The sequence below is a fragment of the Georgenia halophila genome (genome assembly GCF_039541595.1).
In genome coordinates, this window is the sequence record NZ_BAABGN010000013.1 from 837,055 (window position 1) to 853,654 (window position 16,600).

Annotated in this window: 11 protein-coding genes; 8 read left to right on the forward strand and 3 right to left on the reverse strand. The window is 71.6% G+C overall.

The window, feature by feature from the left end:
- Positions 1–26 precede the first annotated feature (26 nt).
- Entirely contained in the window at positions 27–1,583 is a 1,557-nt protein-coding gene (locus tag ABD907_RS19930) for an RNA polymerase sigma factor (RefSeq protein WP_425555796.1), read from the forward strand.
- Positions 1,584–1,845: 262 nt separating this feature from the next.
- Here ABD907_RS19930 and ABD907_RS19935 read toward each other — a convergent pair whose 3' ends face one another.
- Together ABD907_RS19935 and ABD907_RS19940 are read right to left on the reverse strand one after the other, a co-directional pair.
- Positions 1,846–3,396 carry an HNH endonuclease signature motif containing protein gene (locus ABD907_RS19935; RefSeq protein ID WP_345218795.1) on the reverse strand — a complete coding sequence of 517 codons (1,551 nt, stop codon included), beginning with the start codon at positions 3,394–3,396 and terminating at the stop codon, positions 1,846–1,848.
- Between the two features lie 729 nt (positions 3,397–4,125).
- On the reverse strand, positions 4,126–4,311 hold the full coding sequence (locus ABD907_RS19940) for a DUF7455 domain-containing protein (protein ID WP_345218796.1): 186 nt from the start codon (positions 4,309–4,311) through the stop codon (positions 4,126–4,128).
- 121 nt (positions 4,312–4,432) lie between these two features.
- Here ABD907_RS19940 and ABD907_RS19945 point away from each other — a divergent pair, with 121 nt between their 5' ends.
- The 3 genes from ABD907_RS19945 to ABD907_RS19955 all read left to right on the forward strand — a co-directional run bounded on the left by ABD907_RS19945 (position 4,433) and on the right by ABD907_RS19955 (position 8,834).
- Positions 4,433–6,565 (forward strand): DNA gyrase/topoisomerase IV subunit B, encoded by a 2,133-nt coding sequence (locus ABD907_RS19945; protein ID WP_345218798.1) that lies wholly within the window; start codon positions 4,433–4,435, stop codon positions 6,563–6,565.
- 83 nt (positions 6,566–6,648) lie between these two features.
- Positions 6,649–7,707 carry a GNAT family N-acetyltransferase gene (locus ABD907_RS19950; RefSeq protein ID WP_345218799.1) on the forward strand — a complete coding sequence of 353 codons (1,059 nt, stop codon included), beginning with the start codon at positions 6,649–6,651 and terminating at the stop codon, positions 7,705–7,707.
- 56 nt (positions 7,708–7,763) lie between these two features.
- Positions 7,764–8,834, forward strand: coding sequence for a GNAT family N-acetyltransferase (locus tag ABD907_RS19955; protein ID WP_345218802.1), 1,071 nt, complete (start codon positions 7,764–7,766; stop codon positions 8,832–8,834).
- A gap of 52 nt (positions 8,835–8,886) precedes the next feature.
- Here the strand turns inward: ABD907_RS19955 and ABD907_RS19960 are convergent, their stop codons facing one another.
- On the reverse strand, positions 8,887–11,352 hold the full coding sequence (locus ABD907_RS19960; RefSeq protein ID WP_345218803.1) for a DNA gyrase/topoisomerase IV subunit A: 2,466 nt from the start codon (positions 11,350–11,352) through the stop codon (positions 8,887–8,889).
- A gap of 104 nt (positions 11,353–11,456) precedes the next feature.
- Between ABD907_RS19960 and ABD907_RS19965 the strand changes: the two genes are divergently transcribed.
- From ABD907_RS19965 to ABD907_RS19980, 4 genes are read left to right on the forward strand one after another with little or no spacing between them, the layout of a single operon-like run.
- Entirely contained in the window at positions 11,457–14,180 is a 2,724-nt protein-coding gene (locus ABD907_RS19965) for a GNAT family N-acetyltransferase (protein ID WP_345218805.1), read from the forward strand.
- Positions 14,177–14,761, forward strand: coding sequence for a DUF5998 family protein (locus ABD907_RS19970; RefSeq protein ID WP_345218807.1), 585 nt, complete (start codon positions 14,177–14,179; stop codon positions 14,759–14,761). The genes ABD907_RS19965 and ABD907_RS19970 overlap by 4 nt, the downstream gene beginning before the upstream one ends.
- Positions 14,758–15,903 carry an alkaline phosphatase family protein gene (locus ABD907_RS19975; protein WP_345218809.1) on the forward strand — a complete coding sequence of 382 codons (1,146 nt, stop codon included), beginning with the start codon at positions 14,758–14,760 and terminating at the stop codon, positions 15,901–15,903. Before ABD907_RS19970 ends, ABD907_RS19975 begins: the two co-directional genes overlap by 4 nt.
- Complete coding sequence (locus ABD907_RS19980) at positions 15,904–16,590, forward strand: thymidine kinase (RefSeq protein WP_345218811.1); 687 nt, start codon at positions 15,904–15,906, stop codon at positions 16,588–16,590. It abuts the gene before it with no gap.
- The last annotated feature ends 10 nt before the right edge of the window (positions 16,591–16,600 follow it).

The following is a 16,600-nucleotide window of genomic DNA, read 5'->3' on the forward strand; positions in this document are numbered from 1 at the left end:
CTCCCGCACCCCGCCGAAAGGTTATCGTGACGCCCTCCTCTGCCTCCAAGACCAGCCGCGCAGGCCGCGCGGACGAGCGCGCGTACACCAAGCCCGAGAACAACGCCGCGAAGGAGTCGGGTACGTCGAAGACCGCCGCTAAGCAGTCCACCCGCTCGAAGTCGGCTGCCCGGCAGACCACAGCGCCCGCTCCGGCCACCCCTGAGAAGAGCTCGAGCACCTCGTCGGCCAAGAAGTCGTCGACCGACAAGCCCGCAACGTCCAAGCCCGCGACATCGAAGTCGGGGACCGCCAAGTCGGCGGCCGGGTCGACCAGCAAGCAGACCACCAGCAAGACGGCCGGGACCAAGACTCCGGCCAAGAAGGCGGCAGTGAAGAAGAGCAACACCAAGAGCACCGCATCCACCACCACGAGCGACGTCGAGGCCGTCGCGGACGACGAGGTCGTCGAGAGCCCGTCCCGCAACGGCGCCCTCAAGGCTGTCCCGGACACCGCCGAGAGCCCGGAGGTGCCCGAGGCCGCCGAGGAGGAGGCGGACGACACGACGACGGCCGCGGCCGCACCTACGACGACGGTGGTCGGCGGGCCGGCTCCCCGGCGCGGTGAGACGGGCTTCGTCGTGTCCGACGCGGACGACGACGACGCGCCGATCCAGCAGGTCGTCACCGCCGGCGCGACCGCCGACCCGGTGAAGGATTACCTCAAGCAGATCGGTAAGGTCGCGCTGCTGAACGCCGAGCAGGAGGTCGAGCTTGCGAAGCGGATCGAGGCCGGCCTGTTCGCCGAGGAGAAGCTCGCCAACGAGGAGGGCGTGGCGTCGAAGCTGCGGCGCGAGCTGCAGTGGATCGCCAACGACGGTCGACTCGCCAAGAACCACCTCCTCGAGGCCAACCTGCGCCTGGTCGTCTCGCTCGCGAAGCGTTACACGGGCCGCGGGATGCTGTTCCTGGACCTGATCCAGGAGGGCAACCTCGGTCTCATCCGCGCGGTCGAGAAGTTCGACTACACCAAGGGCTACAAGTTCTCCACGTACGCCACCTGGTGGATCCGGCAGGCGATCACCCGCGCCATGGCGGACCAGGCCCGCACCATCCGCATCCCGGTGCACATGGTGGAGGTCATCAACAAGCTGGCCCGCGTGCAGCGGCAGATGCTCCAGGACCTGGGGCGTGAGCCCTTGCCGGAGGAGCTCGCCAAGGAGCTGGACATGACGCCCGAGAAGGTCGTCGAGGTCCAGAAGTACGGACGCGAGCCGATTTCCCTGCACACGCCGCTGGGCGAGGACGGGGACAGTGAGTTCGGCGACCTGATCGAGGACTCGGAGGCTGTCGTCCCGGCCGATGCGGTGAGCTTCACGTTGCTGCAGGAGCAGCTGCACGCGGTCCTCGACACGCTGTCCGAGCGGGAGGCCGGCGTGGTCTCCATGCGGTTCGGTCTCACCGACGGCCAGCCGAAGACCCTGGACGAGATCGGCAAGGTCTACGGGGTCACTCGGGAGCGAATTCGCCAGATAGAGTCCAAGACCATGTCGAAGCTGCGCCACCCGAGCCGTTCGCAGGTTCTACGCGACTACCTGGACTGAGCGAACCAGGCCGTTCGCAGCTTCCCGTGGAATGATGCGCGACCTGGAAGCAGCAGCGGCGTGAGGCCACGAAGCTCCCGGACCCTGAGGGGTCCGGGAGCTTCGTCGTTCTGCGTTGCGCGGGCCGCAGACTGCCAAGGACTGCCAAGGACTGCCAAGGACTGCCAAGGACTGCCAAGGAGGATCGTTCAGGCGATCCCGGTTGCACAATCGCGCACCCGGTCCTCAGCTCCGCGCCGGGCGCTCGAGCTACGACGCAGTGTCAGAACGGCGGCTCCTCATCGTCGGCCTCCGGCACGGGCGGTCGGCCGCCGTCGCTGCTGCCGCCGGGTTCAGCAGGGTCGCTGCGGTCCTGGTCGTCGTCGCCGTTACCTGTGCGCGGTGAAGGTGTCGCAGGTGTTCTCGGCGGCGGCGCGTAGCGCGCCGTGTCGGTCGCGCATGTTCGCGGCGGTGGTGCGCCCGCCGGGGGTTCGGCGTGGTGGGTGTAGGTGTGTCCGGTGGTGGTGGCGGTCCAGGTGAGGGAACCGTCGGCGTTGCGCGTGACGTTCCATCGTCGGGTCGTCTTGAGATTGTGGTGCTTGCGGCACAGGGGGTGCAGGTTCGTCTCCGAGGTCTGCGCGAGCTTGTCGGCCAGGCGGGGGTCGTAGCTGGTGATGTGGTCCAGGTCGGCGTACTCGGCGCGACGGCGACACCCGGGGAAGGTGCAGGTGGTCTCGCGGGCCGTGACGGCGCGGGCCAAGACAATCCCGGGCCGATAGGTCTTGGTCGAGATGGCGGTGAACTCACCGTTCGCGTCGGTGAACAGGGCGCGCCAGGTCGCGTCGCCGGCGAGCTGACGGGCCAGGTCGGCGGTGATGGGGCCGTGGCCGGCCAGGACGGCGGGTTCGTTATCCAGGCCGAGGAGGGTCCCGGCACCGACGGTGACCTGTACGGCAACGTCCGGGCGGCGTCGGGGGCGCTGACTGTGGGCGTCGCTCGCCGTGATGCGGCCCGTGCCCGTTCCGGCGCCGCGAGCGGGTGTGCCGATGGTGAGTCCGCCGGTGTGGAGGTTGGTGAAAAGGTCGGTGAAGACATCGGCGCGGACCTGGTCGATCGTGCGCCCATCGCCATCGCCATCGCCATCGCGCGTGGCGCGGGCGGCGTCGGTCAGCGTGTTGAGGCTGTAGCGGACTCGTTCGGCATCCTCGGCCGCGATGTAGGCGGTGAGCCAGGACATGGAGTCCTCGGCTGGCTCGACGCTGACGTGGCGCTCGGCGTAGGCACGCTCACGGCGCGCCTGGGCGACCTCGGGCGCCGTGCGCAAGGCGTTCTTCTTCATCCGTTGCTTGATCGCCGGTGCGGTGAGCCGATCGGCCTCGGGTAGCAGCTCGGTGGCCAGGGCCTTGTTCTGTTCCTCGCTGAGGCCGGGCTGGCTGGTGGTCAGCACGGCGGCCTTGCGCGGATCGACACGACCGTTGGCGAGGGCATCGGCGACCTTCGGCTGGTGGTCCAGCGCATCGGCGAGGGCGACCTTGGTCCCCGCGGCCCGCGGGGTGGTGCCCAGGCGTGCGCCGATCTCGGCTTCGGCGGCGTCCCGGCCGCTGGAGGAGGCGCCCCCGACCAGGACTGCGAGCTGCTGCGCCCGGCGGGTGGTCAGCTCTTGGATGTAGCGCGCCTGCACGGCGGTAGCCCAGGAGGCCAGGCGTTCGGTCGCGGCGATGACCTCGACCAGTACGGCCTCACTGGCCTGAGCCGGGGACACCTCATCCAGGGCCGCGGACAACCGGGTACCACCAGGCAGCGACTCCAGCTGGGCAGCCCGCGCCTGATCCACCAAAGCGACCCACCGACGACCACCACCGCCAGCACGGGCACCGGTACCAGCACGGGCACCGGTACCAGCACGGGCACCGGTACCAGCACGGGCATCGGCCGATGATTCCACCTCACCAGCGTCGGCGGAGTCGACGCTGTCGGGGGAGTCGACGTCGACGGGGGAGTCCGACGTGCCCGGCTGTTCGCCCCGAAACGTTGTCTCACACCAATCAGTGGCCACAGCGACACGGACGTGGCTGCACAGCCGCGGGTACGTCCGCGAGGGCGTCGCAGCCCTGCGGCACCGTCCACCCGCGTTGCTCACGGCGACCATCAGGCCGCCCTCGAGCACCGAGACCGGCACGCCGGTGCCGACGCGGCCGGACACCTCGGGAGCGGGTCGCGGGTGCGGCCCACCAGCCTGCGTCGTCGCCTCGGGTTCGAACATGTGTATCAGGCTAGACCGGGGTGCTGACATGGACCCGCACGGACGGATCGTTGCCTGGCCAAGTGCCACGCCGGCCCGCCCAGAACCGCAGCGAGCGGTGGAGCGCGGCCGCGGGTCCAACGTGTCCCCGGAGAGCTGGCACCGGTGGACACGAGGCCCTGGTCATGGCGCGCGACAACCATCTGCACAGACGACAAAGGCCGCCACCGTGAAGGTGGCGGCCATTGCCGGCCGGCGATCAGGCCGAAAGCTGGAGGTGCCCGCTCGACCTCATCGATCGCTCGAGCGGACGTCGCGGCCTCACTCGGTTGCTCGCTCCTCGGCGTGGAGCCTGTCGGTCTCGTCGTGGATCTCGGTCGCGACCTTGCGGAGCGCCTCCTGGTGCCGGCGCGCGTGGTGGGCACAGAACAGCAGCTCTCCGGCTTCCATCTGCACCTTCACGTACGCCTGCGCGCCGCAGGCGTCACAGCGGTCCTGGGCGGTCATTGCTGGCATATCAGTCGTGGTGCTCACGTACGCATACAACCATCCCGAAGGCCTCGGTACTCCCTGGTTGCCCGGCGGTTCGCTCCCGGCGTAGCGTGCCTCGGCCACATACGATCGACGAGTGTCCACCGCCGTTGCTTCCCCAGCCAGCTACACCGCACGCCATCTCTCGGTCCTCGAAGGGCTCGAGGCCGTGCGCAAACGCCCGGGCATGTACATCGGCTCGACCGACTCCCGCGGCCTCATGCACTGCCTCTGGGAGGTCATCGACAACGCCGTCGACGAGGCTCTCGACGGCCACGCCAGCGAGGTCCTCGTCGTTCTCCACCCGGACGGTTCCGTGGAGGTGCGCGACGACGGGCGCGGAATCCCCGTCGACACGGTCGAGTCCGTCGGCCTGAGCGGCGTCGAGGTCGTCTTCACCAAGCTGCACGCCGGCGGCAAGTTCGGCGGCGGGTCGTACGCCGCCTCGGGCGGGCTGCACGGTGTCGGGGCATCCGTCGTGAACGCTCTGTCCGAGCGTCTCGACGTCGAGGTCGACCGTGGCGGCAAGACGTACCGGATGACCTTCCACCGTGGCGAGCCCGGCCTCTTCGACGACCGTGGCGGCATCTCGCCCGAGAACCCGTTCGAACCCTTCACCTCGTCCTCAGAGCTAGGCGTCAGCGGCAAGGTGCCGCGCAAGCGCACGGGCACCCGGGTCCGCTACTGGGCGGACCGCCAGGTCTTCCCGAAATCGGCGCAGTTCGCGTACGACGAGCTCATCGAGCGGACCCGCCAGACCAGCTTCCTCGTCCCCGGCCTGACCCTGAAGGTGCGTGACGAGCGAGGCCTGCCCGGGACCCCCGGCGAGAACGGGCCCGTCGAGGAGGTGTTCCGGCACGACGGCGGAGTGGTCGACTTCACCGAGCACCTCGCCACCGACGCCGCAGTCACGGACGTGTGGCGGCTCGCCGGCGAAGGCACCTTCACCGAGACGGTCCAGCACCTCGACGCCCGCGGGCACCTCTCGCCCAAGGAGGTCGAGCGGGTGTGCCGCGTGGAGATCGCACTCCGGTGGGGCTCCGGGTACGACACCACGGTCAAGTCGTTCGCCAACATCATCGCCACGCCGAAGGGCGGTACCCACCACACCGGCTTCGAGCAGGGCCTCCTCAAGACGGTCCGCAAGCAGATCGAGGCCAACGCCCGTCGGCTCAAGGTCACCGCCAAGGACCCCAAGATCGAGAAGGACGATGTGCTGGCCGGCCTGACCGCCGTCCTCACCGTTCGATTCCCGGAGCCGCAGTTCGAGGGACAGACCAAGGAGGTGCTCGGTACCGCACCCGTGCGCGGCATCGTCGCCAAGGTCGTCGAGTCCGAGCTGACGCGGCTCCTGACGTCGACCAAGCGGCAGGAGAAGGCCCAGGCCGGCCTGCTCCTGGAGAAGGTCGTCGGTGAGATGCGTGCCCGCGTCTCGGCCCGGCTGAGCAAGGAGATCTCCCGCCGCAAGAACGCGCTCGAGTCGTCCACGCTGCCGGCCAAGCTGGCCGACTGCCGCAGCGACGACGTCGAACGTTCCGAGCTGTTCATCGTCGAGGGGGACAGCGCCCTCGGAACGGCCAAGCTGGCCCGGTCGAGTGATTTCCAGGCGCTGCTGCCGATCCGAGGCAAGATCCTGAACGTCCAGAAGGCGCCGCCGGGCGAGATCCTGAAGAACGCCGAGGTCGCCTCGATCATCCAGGTCATCGGTGCCGGTTCCGGGCGCACGTTCGACCTGGACCAGGTCCGCTACGGCAAGATCGTGCTGATGACGGACGCCGACGTCGACGGCGCCCACATCCGGACCCTGCTGCTGACCCTCTTCTTCCGCCACATGAGGCCGCTCGTCGAGTCCGGCCGTGTCTTCGCCGCTGTACCGCCGCTGCACCGGGTCGAGGTCATGGGTTCGGGCGGCAAGAAGGGCGATCTGGTCTACACGTACTCCGAGGCGGAGCTGAACGCGCTGCTCAAGAAGCTGGAGCGCTCGGGCAGGCGCTACAAGGAGCCCATCCAGCGGTACAAGGGCCTGGGCGAGATGGACGCGCACCAGCTCGCCGAGACCACCATGGACCCGGGTCGACGCACGCTTCGCCGCATCTCCATGGCGGACGAGGAAGCACTGCTGGAGGCCGAGCGGGTCTTCGAGCTCCTCATGGGCAACGACGTCTCACCGCGCAAGGACTTCATCATCGCCGGTGCCCAGCAGATCGACCGGGGCCGGATCGACGCCTGACGGCCGGCCGTGCCGGTGACGGCGGCAGATCGGCGCGGCTCACCAGCCCGTGCCCCTCCGGACGCCACGGGTACGATCGACTCATGGCTACGTCCGCGGGGTCCCGGCTCTCGTTGGCCGAACGGGTCCGAGCGCCCGAGGCCGTCGAGGCGCCGGACGACCAGCTCGGGCTCCGGTGGCGGCCGCTCGGTGCGGACGACGCCGACGCCATCCTCGATCTCGTCGCCCGCTCGACCGCCGCCGACCGGCCGATGTCGGCGCCCAGCCCGGCGCAGGTCACCGACGCCCTGGACCCCGCGCGCACGATGGTGATGGACAGCCTGGGCGGCTTCGCCGACGGCGGGGACGACGACGAAGCCGCCCTGCAGGCGGTCGGCGTCGTCTACATGCCCTCCGGGGACACCGACATCGTCCGTGTGTTCCTCACCGGTACGGTGGCGCCCGCCTGGCGTGGCCGCGGCATCGGCAGCGCGCTGCTGCGGTGGCAGGTGGGCCGAGCCCGCCAGCTCCTGGCCGCCGACGACCGCGACCTGCCCGCGCGGATCGCGACCTACGTCGACGAGCAGATGACGGAGCGTCGCCAGCTCCTGACGGATGCAGGTTTCCGCGCGAAGCGCGTCTTCCAGGAGATGCGCCGGCCGGTCTCCGCCCCGTTGCCGGAGGCGCCGGTGTCCGCCGGTATCCGGATCGTGAACTGGACGCGGGAGCTCGACGACGAGGTGCGGCACGCGCACAACGAGGCGTTCGCCGACCACTGGGGCTCCCAGCCGATGAGCCTCGAGTCGTGGCGGCGCGTCAACCGCGAGGTGGAGCCGCGCTGGTCGAAGGTGGCGCTGGCACGGACCTCGGACGGCACCGAGGAGGTCGCCGGCTACGCGATGACCTCCAGGCACCAGCACTCCTGGGTTCAGCTCGGCTTCAGCGAGGGCTACACCGAGCTGGTCGGCGTGCGGCGCGCCTACCGTGGCCACGGCATCGCCCGTGCCCTGCTGGTCGCCGTGATCCGCACGTTGGCCGAGGACGGCATCGACTCCGCCGGCCTGGACGTCGACACCGTCAACCCCTCGGGGGCGCACCACTTCTACGAGCGCCTGGGCTACGAGCGTGAGGGCGCCCGTACCCTTTACACCATCGAGATCTGAGCCACACCGGTCTGTCAGCCATGCCCGCCGCCGGTGTCACGACGTAGGGTCGCGACGTGCCCGGCCCAACGAGAGAACCCGACGACGCCGCCGTGCGCGCGAGCTCGCGCGCCACGCTGGCGGAACGCGCGCAGGCACCGGCCGAACTTCCGGAGCTGCCCGACCCGCTCGCATGGCGCTCCCTCGTTCCCGCGGACGTCGACGCGCTGACGGCGCTCATCGGCCACATCGAGGCCACCGACAACCCGCCGTACCGCACCACGACCGACGAGGTCCGTGACTACTTCGACCCCGGCCAGGACTACGCCGGGATCGGTGGATTCGACGGCGAGGGCAAGCTCCGCGCCTTCGGGTTCGTCCGCCTGCGGCACGGTGAGGCCCAGGTCCGGCGGGTGTTCCTCTCGGGCGGCATCGAGGCCTCGCTCCGGGACCGGGGCGTCGGTAGGGCGATCCTGGACTGGCAGCTCGCTCGGGCGCGCCAGATCCTCGCCTCCTCGGAGTACGCGCAAGAATCGGACGTCACGGCGCTCATCGTGGTCGATGTCGACGACGACACAGGTGCCCTCGCGCACCTGCTCGCCTCGCGCGGTTTCGCGCCCCGCCGCTACTACAGCCAGCTGCGCCGTGACCTGACCGTGCCGATCCCCGAGCTGACGGTCGATCGGCCCCTCTACGTCGAGCCGTGGACACCGTCCATCGACGATGCCGTCCGACGCGCTCACAACACCGCCTTCAACGACGTGTGGGGATCGGAGCCGCTCACTCCGCAGGAGTGGCAACGCGAGCGCAGCCACAACGTCCCGTCGTGGAGCTTCGTCGCGCTCGACCGCTCGAGCGACCGCGCCCAGGTGGCCGGCTACCTCATGTCCGGCCGGTACGAGCACGACTGGCCGGCGCTCGGATGGACCGAGGGCTACACCGAGATCCTCGGCGTGCTGCCGGCGTGGCGAGGTCGGCACGTCGCCGGCGCGCTGCTCACGCACGCGATGCGTGCGTACGCGGCCGACGGGATGCAGTACGCCGGCCTCGACGTCGACGCCGACAACCCGACCGGTGCGATCGGTGTCTTCGGCCGCCTGGACTACGAGCAGGTCCGCAGCTCGGCGGTCTACATGCTCGAGATCTGAGGTTCCGACGGCGCTAAGGCGCCACGAACGCCACGACGGCGGACCTTCCCGATCAGCCGATCGCCGCCACCGGCGTCGGCAGGGCCTGGCCCGATCCGTCCCGGCGCTCGTCCACCGGGGGCAGCTCGACGGACTGCCCGCCGGAACCGACCGCCCGCGGCGGCTGCGTGCCCACCCAGGCGAGTTGCAGGCAGTCCTCGCCTCGTAGCAGCCGGTGTGCCCGTACCCCGCCGGTCGCGCGTCCCTTGCCCGGGTAGCGGTCCAACGGGGTCACCTTCGCCGAGCCCGCCACCGTGCCCGGCAGCGCGTCCGACGAACCCGCGACGGTCACGACCACCGAGGCGGAGACGTCCTGCGCCGCGATCACCCCGAGATGGATGACCCGGGCACCGCCGCTCAGCCGGATCCCCGCCACGCCCTGGCCCGAACGACCCTGTGCGCGAACGGTGGAGGCGTCGATGCGGAGGAGCTGGGCGTCGGACGCGACCAGCACGAGGTTGTCGCCGTCCGCGGCATGCCCGCAACCGACCACGGCGTCGCCCTCGCGCAGGGCGATCACGTCCCAGCTCTCCTTGTTGGCGGGCCGGTCGGCCGTCACGCGCTTGACCACGCCGTGCGCCGTGGCGAGCACCAGCGGTGCGGCGTCGTCGTCGAGACGCGCCAGACCGACCGCCTCCTCGCCACGCTCGAGGGGCACCAGCTCGGTGACCGGCACACCGCCCGACAGGCCCGGCGCCGTACTGGTGGGTGGGAGCCCGGGCACGTCCAGGACCTCCAGGCGCACCAGCCGGCCCGCCGAGGTCACGAGCGCGACCTGACCCCGCGCGGTCGCGGGGACGGCCTGCGCGAGGGCGTCGTGCGACGCGCGCGGACCGGACCGCGAAGGTGCGTCGCCGTCGGCGGTCCGCGCGACTAGCCCGGTCCCGGACAGCAGGACCCAGCACGGGTCGTCGGGCACCTCGAGCGGAACGGCGGCCGCCGATCCCTTCCCCTGGACCGTGCCGTTGCCGCTCGTGGCCGCCGCGCCGGCGTGCTCGAGCAGCACGGTCCGCCGCGGCGTGCCGTGCTGCCGCGCGACCTCGGCCAGCTCGTCGGAGACCACCTCGCGCAGCCGGGCGTCGGAGTCGAGGATCTCCTGGAGCTCCTGGATCGTGCGCGCCAGCTCGTCGCGCTCTTGCTCGAGATCGATGCGCGAGAACTTCGTCAGGCGCCGCAGACGTAGCGCCAGGATGTACTCGGCCTGCGGCTCGTCGAGGTCGAAGACCGCCATCAGGCGCACCCGAGCCGCCTCGGCGTCGTCCGAGGACCGGATGACCGCGATGACCTCGTCGATGTCCGCGATGGCGATCAGGAGGCCCTCGACAAGGTGCGCCCGTTCCGTGGCCCGCGCCAACCGGTGCGCGGTCCGGCGCCGCACCACCGTGAGGCGGTGCCCGACGTAGACCTCCAGCAGCTCGCGCAGACCGAGCGTGCGCGGCTGCCCGTCCACCAGCGCGACGTTGTTGATCCCGAAGGACTCCTCCATCGGGGTGAGCTTGTAGAGCTGCTCGAGGACCGCCTCCGGATTGAACGCGTTCTTGATCTCGATGACCAGTCGGAGCCCGTGGTGCCGGTCCGTCAGGTTGACGATGTTCGAGACACCCTGGAGCTTGCCCGACTTGGCCAGCTCGGAGATCTTCTCCATCACCCGCTCGGGGCCGATCATGTACGGCAGCTCGGTGACGACGACGCCCTTCTTGCGCGGGGTGACGTTCTCGATCCGCGCCGTGGCCCGCGTCCGGTAGCTGCCGCGTCCCGTGGCGTACGCCTCGCGAACCCCGTCCAGCCCGACGATCTTGCCGCCGTCCGGCAGGTCGGGGCCGGGCACGAAGCGCATGAGCTCCTCGAGCGTGGCGTCCGGGTGCGCCACGAGGTGCCGGGCGGCCGCCACGACCTCGACGAGGTTGTGCGGCGGCATGTTCGTCGCCATGCCGACGGCGATCCCGGAGGCGCCGTTGACCAACAGGTTCGGGATGGCCGAGGGCAGCACCGCGGGCTGGGTGAGCTGGTTGTCGTAGTTCGGGACGAGGTCGACGACGTCCTCGCCGAGGTCCGCCGTCATCGCCAGCGCCGCGGCGGTGAGCCGGGCCTCGGTGTACCGGGAGGCGGCCGGGCCGTCGTCGGGGGAGCCGAAGTTGCCGTGACCGTCCACCATCGGCAGGCGCAGGGCGAACGACTGGGCCATCCGCACCATGGCGTCGTAGATGGCGCCGTCCCCGTGCGGGTGCAGCCGGCCCATCACCTCGCCGACGACGCGCGCGGACTTCACATGGCCGCGGTCGGGGCGCAGACCCATCTGGTCCATCTGGTAGAGGATCCGCCGCTGCACCGGCTTGAGGCCGTCGCGGGCGTCGGGCAACGCACGCGAGTAGATGACCGAGTAGGCGTACTCGAGGAACGAGCCCTGCATCTCCGCGGAGACGTCGATGTCGACGATGGACTCGGCGGCAGGAGGAGGTGGGGTGGTCTTGCGGGACATGCGCCGATTGTCCCCGACAGTTGCGCCTGTGCGGGGACCGCCACGGCCTTTCGGGGTAGCAGGGTGCGAAATCGCCGCCGGCCCCATTGCCTAGGCTCTGAGGTATGGCCTACCCGACCCAGTGGGAGGCGGACGTCGTCCTGCGGGACGGCACGCCCATGCACATCCGCCCGATCCGTCCCGACGACGGCGACGCGCTGCAGCGCCTCCACCTGGGTCAGTCGGAGCAGTCGGTCTATTTCCGGTTCTTCGCCCCGATCGGCCGCCTCAGCGACAAGGACATCCACCGTTTCACCCACGTCGACCACCACAGCCGCGTCGCGCTCGTGCTCACCGAAGGCCCGGAGATCCGTGCCGTCGGCCGGTTCGACGTCGTCTCGCAGGGCGTGGCCGAGGTGGCGTTCTACGTCGCCGACACCGAGCACGGCCGCGGCCTGGGCTCCGTCCTGCTCGAGCACCTCGCCGCGGCCGGGCGCGAGCAGGGTGTCCACACCTTCCTCGCCGACGTGCTGCCCGCCAACGCGCGCATGGTCCGGATCTTCACCGACGCGGGCTACGACGTCACCCAGGAGTACGACGACGGCATCCTGACGGTGCGGTTCTCCATCGAGGAGACGGAGCGCTCCTGGCGGGTGATGGCCGAGCGGGAACGCCACGCCGAGGCGCTGAGCATGCGCACGGTTCTCGCGGCGACCTCGCTGCTGCTCGTCCGCCTCGGGCCGGACGGCGGCGAGGGCGACATCCTGGCTCGGGCAGCCGCCCGCTCGGTCCTGACGAGCACCTTCGCCGGTCCGGTCCACCTCGTCGGGCTCGAGGGTCTCGTCGGCCTCGAGGGTCTCGTCGGCCCGGACGTGCGGCGGTACGGCGCCCTCGGTGACGTCACGGAACCGGTCGAGCTCGCCGTCGTCGCCGGGCCGGGCGACGACGTGATCGACGCGGTCGACGACCTCGCCCGGCTCGGCGTGCGGTCCGTCGTCGTCCTGTCCCACGGCTTCGGCGAGGAGGGCCCGGACGGCATGACCCGGCAGCGGCATCTGCTGCGCCGCACCCGCGAGGCGGGCGTGCGGCTCGTCGGGCCGGCGAGCTACGGCGTGGTCGGCGAGGGCGAGGCCGGCCGGTACGACGTCACCCTCTTCGACGACGACACCCCCGCAGACCTACCGGCCGGCGTCGGACTCTTCTGCCAATCCGGCCCCGGCGGCCGCGCGCTCCGCTTCTCGGCGGACCGGCGCGGGCTGCCGGTCGCGAGCTTCCTGTCCGCCGGGCTGCGCGCGGACGTCTCCGGCAACGACACGATGCAGTTCTGGTCCGTGCACGAGCCCACGGCCGTCGGCGCCATCTACCTCGAGTCCATGGGCAACCCGCGCAAGTTCTCGCGGATCGCTCGCCGGCTGTCCACCTCCAAGCCGCTGGTCGCCGTCGTGTCCGGGCAGACGGGCCAGGTGTCGCCGCCCGGGCACGCGGTACGCACCTCCGCCCAGCCACAGCGGGTGCTCACCGAGATGCTGCGACAGGCCGGCGTCGTCCGCGCGCACAGCCTCGCGGAGATGGTCGACGCCGCCGGCCTCCTGCTCGCCCAGCCGCTCCCTGGCGGGCCACGCACCGCCGTCGTCTCCTCGTCGGCGGCGCTGGCGGCGCTCGTCGCCGACGTCGGCGCCGCGTCGGGACTGACGATCACCGGACGGCCGGTCACCCTCAGCCCGTTCGCGGGCGCCGCGGAGTACACCGAGGCGCTGACCGCGCTGACGGCGAGGGACGACTGGGACGCCGTCGTCGTCGCGCACGCGCCGCCCGTCGGCGGGACCGACCCGGCCGTCGGCGCCGCGATCGCGCGTGCCGCCGCCGCGGACCCCCGCACGTGGGTGGCCAGCGCGAACGGCCTGCACGGCCTGACGCCGGAGCTGACCGCCGACGGCGAGTGCGTGCCGTCCATGACGACGGTCGAGGAGGCGGTCGGCGCCCTGGCCGGTGCCGTCCGGCACGCCACCTGGCGGGCCAGCGCCGGCGAGCCGTTCGTCGACCTGCCCGGCATCGATCCCGCCGGTGCCCGGCGCGTCCTGTCGGAGCCGCTCGAACAGCTCCCGGCCGGTGGTCGCACGACGCTGGATCCGGCCACGGGTGCCGAGCTGCTGGCCCGGTACGGCATCGAGGTCCTCCCGGCGGCGACGGTCACCGACGCGGACAAGGCGGTCGCCGCGGCCGAGCGATTCGGCTACCCGGTGGCGCTAAAGACCTCCAGCGAGGTGCTGCGCCACCGCGCAGACCTGGGCGGGGTGAGCATGGACCTCTCCGACGCCGACGACGTGCGCGAGGCCGTCGCCCGGCTCGGTGAGCGCACCCGTCGGATCCTCGGCAGGGACGTCCCGCTCGAGGTCCAGCCCATGGCACCGCCCGGCGTCGCCTGCGTCGTCCAGGCCGCCGAGGACGAGCTCTACGGGCCGGTCGTCTCCTTCGGCCTCGGCGGGGACGCGACCGAGCTGCTCGGCGACATCTCGTACCGGATCCCACCGCTCACCGCCAGGGACGTGTCGGACATGGTCCGTTCCGTGCGGGCCGCACCGCGGCTGCTCGGCCACCGAGGGCTTCCGCCCGTAGACGTCGCGGCGCTCGAGGACGTCGTGGCCCGCGTCTCGATGCTCACCGACGACCTTCCCGAGGTCGCCGGGATCAGCCTCAACCCCGTCATCGTGGGCGAGGAGGGCGCGCGGATCGCCGGCTACACCGTCCGCGTGGCCCGCCCCGTCCGCCAGGACGCCGGCCGCCGGGCGCTGCCCGCTCCACAGCCGGGACGCGGCCGGCACACCGACGCCGCCGACATGGAAGAATGAGCCGGGTGCCGACAGACCTCGCCAAGAAGCTTCGGGCGGACCTGGACCACGCGGGCTACTACCCGGACGTCGTCGAGGGCGTCATCAACATCGCCCTGGGAGACGAACCGGTCACGTCGTTCCTGGTCCACCCCGAGACGACGTTCGACGAGACCGAGGTGTTCCGCCATCTCACGGCCCTCGTGCTCAGCCCGACCCGGCTGGTGGTCGCCCACGTCGACGACGCCCCGGGCGCCGACGACCGGCAGGCCGCGCTGGCGACCACCGACTCGGTGGCGCTCGGCCAGGTCCGCAGCGTCACCCTCACGCACGGCGTGAGCGAGCCGACGCGCGGCAGCGGGATGCAGACCCAGGAGCTCACCCTCGCCATCAGCTGGGGAACCGCCCAGTCCGTGGATCTTCAACCCGCGAGCTGCGGCGACCCCGACTGCGAGGCCGACCACGGCTACACCGGCACGCTGGTGCCCGAGGGGGTCGAGCTGCGGGTCAGCGCCCAAGCCGAGGGCAGCGGCGCCCTGCACGGGGCGCTCGAGTTCGCCCATGTCCTGTCGACCGCCACGAGCCGAGGCCAGTCCGCGTGACGTCGGGCGACGCGCCACCGGTGCGTGCCGTCCTCTCCGCCGCGCTCGACGCCGTCGGACTGCCCACGACGTCCGCCGGCCGCACCTCGGCGCAGGACCGCGCGGACCTCGGCCTTCCCGAGGCGTCCAAGGTCTGCGTCGTCCTCGTCGACGGCCTCGGTATGCGGATGCTCACCGAGCGCGGCGGGCACGCGCCGTTCCTGCGCTCACGGCTCGGCGACGCTCTCACGCTGCGCAGCACCTTTCCCTCGACGACGGCGACCGCGATCACCGCCGTGGGCACGGGCGAGCTGCCGGGTGTCACCGGCATGCTCGGCTACAGCGTGCGCGATCCGCTCCACGGCGGCACCCTCAACCTCATCGGCTGGGAGGACACCCGGCTGCGACCCCGGGAGTGGCAGCGCGCCGACACCCTGCCCGAGCAGCTGCTCCGCCGCGACGACGCCCCGGACCTGCCGCGGATCGTCAGCGTCGGGCCGGCGCGGTTCGTCGGCTCCGGTCTGACCGAGTGCGCGCTGCGTGGCATGCGCAACGTGTCCGCGGAGTCCCTCGCCGACCGGGTGGCCGTCACCGCGGCCGAGCTGCGCCGTCCCGACGTCGCGGCGGTCTACCTCTACTGGGGCGAGGTGGACCACCTGGGACACAAGCACGGGTGGGGCTCGTGGCAGTGGGGCGAGGAGGTCAACGCCACCGACGGCGAGCTGGCCGGGCTGGCCCGTCGGCTGCCGGCGGGCACGCTGCTGCTCATCACCGCCGACCACGGGATGCTCGACGTCGCCGACCGGATCGACGTGGCCACCGTGCCCGCGCTGTCCCAGGACGTGACCTTGGTCGCCGGTGAGGGCCGTGCGGCTCACGTGTACACCGCCGACGGGACCGCCCCCGCGGTGGCCGCCCGGTGGCGCGAGGTCCTGGGGGAGCGGGCCTGGGTCGCGCAGCGCCACGAGGTGGTCGAGTCCGGCCTGTTCGGGGCGGTGACCGACCGGGCCGACGCGGCGGGTGACGTCATGGCGGTGATGGCGGGCCGAGACGTCGTCGTCGACTCGCGGACGCAGCCGCCGGGGATGGTGGAGCTGATCGGCGTGCACGGCGGCCTCACGGACGACGAGATGGACGTCCCGCTGATCCGGACGGTGGTCTAGATGGCCGAGCTCGTCTTCTTCTCCGGGACGATGGACTCCGGGAAGTCCACGCTGGCGCTCCAGACGGACCACAACCACGCGGCACGCGGCCTCGCCGGGCTCATCTTCTCCCGCAACGACCGCGCCGGGCACAACGTCCTGTCTTCCCGGCTCGGGCTGTCCGTCCCGGCCGTCGAGGTCACGGACGCCACCGACTTCTGGGCCGAGGTGGTGCGGCGCCGAACCCGCGGCAATCGCGTCGACTACCTCATCTGCGACGAGGTGCAGTTCTACAGCCCGGTCCAGATCGAGCAGCTCGCCCGGCTCGTCGACGAGATCGCGATCAACGTCTTCGGGTTCGGGATCAGCACGGATTTCCGCACCAAGCTCTTCCCCGGCTCCGCCCGGATGCTGGAGCTCGCCGACCGGGTGGAGCCGCTGCAGGTCGAGGCCCTGTGCTGGTGCGGCGTACGCGCCACGCACAACGCGCGCACCGTGGGCGGCGTCATGGTCACCGAGGGCGAGCAGGTCGTGGTCGGGAACGTCTCCGAGACCGGCGGCGCCGACGACGTCGGTGCGGCCGAAGCACCGACGGGCCAGGTGGGGTACGAGGTCCTGTGCCGCAGGCATCATCTGCGCCGCCTGACCGCGGCGGTCGCCCGTCCCGCAAGCCTCAGCCCGCAGACGCTCCCGCTGGACGAGGATTAGCGCAGGGCTG

What these genes read in the sequence shown, in the direction of transcription:
- ABD907_RS19940 (WP_345218796.1), bottom strand. Translation starts at nt 4,311, where the DNA reads ATGACCGCCCAGGACCGCTGTGACGCCTGCGGCGCGCAGGCGTACGTG.
- ABD907_RS19950 (WP_345218799.1), top strand. Translation starts at nt 6,649, where the DNA reads ATGGCTACGTCCGCGGGGTCCCGGCTCTCGTTGGCCGAACGGGTCCGA.
- ABD907_RS19960 (WP_345218803.1), bottom strand. Translation starts at nt 11,352, where the DNA reads ATGTCCCGCAAGACCACCCCACCTCCTCCTGCCGCCGAGTCCATCGTC.
- ABD907_RS19965 (WP_345218805.1), top strand. Translation starts at nt 11,457, where the DNA reads ATGGCCTACCCGACCCAGTGGGAGGCGGACGTCGTCCTGCGGGACGGC.
- ABD907_RS19970 (WP_345218807.1), top strand. Translation starts at nt 14,177, where the DNA reads ATGAGCCGGGTGCCGACAGACCTCGCCAAGAAGCTTCGGGCGGACCTG.
- ABD907_RS19980 (WP_345218811.1), top strand. Translation starts at nt 15,904, where the DNA reads ATGGCCGAGCTCGTCTTCTTCTCCGGGACGATGGACTCCGGGAAGTCC.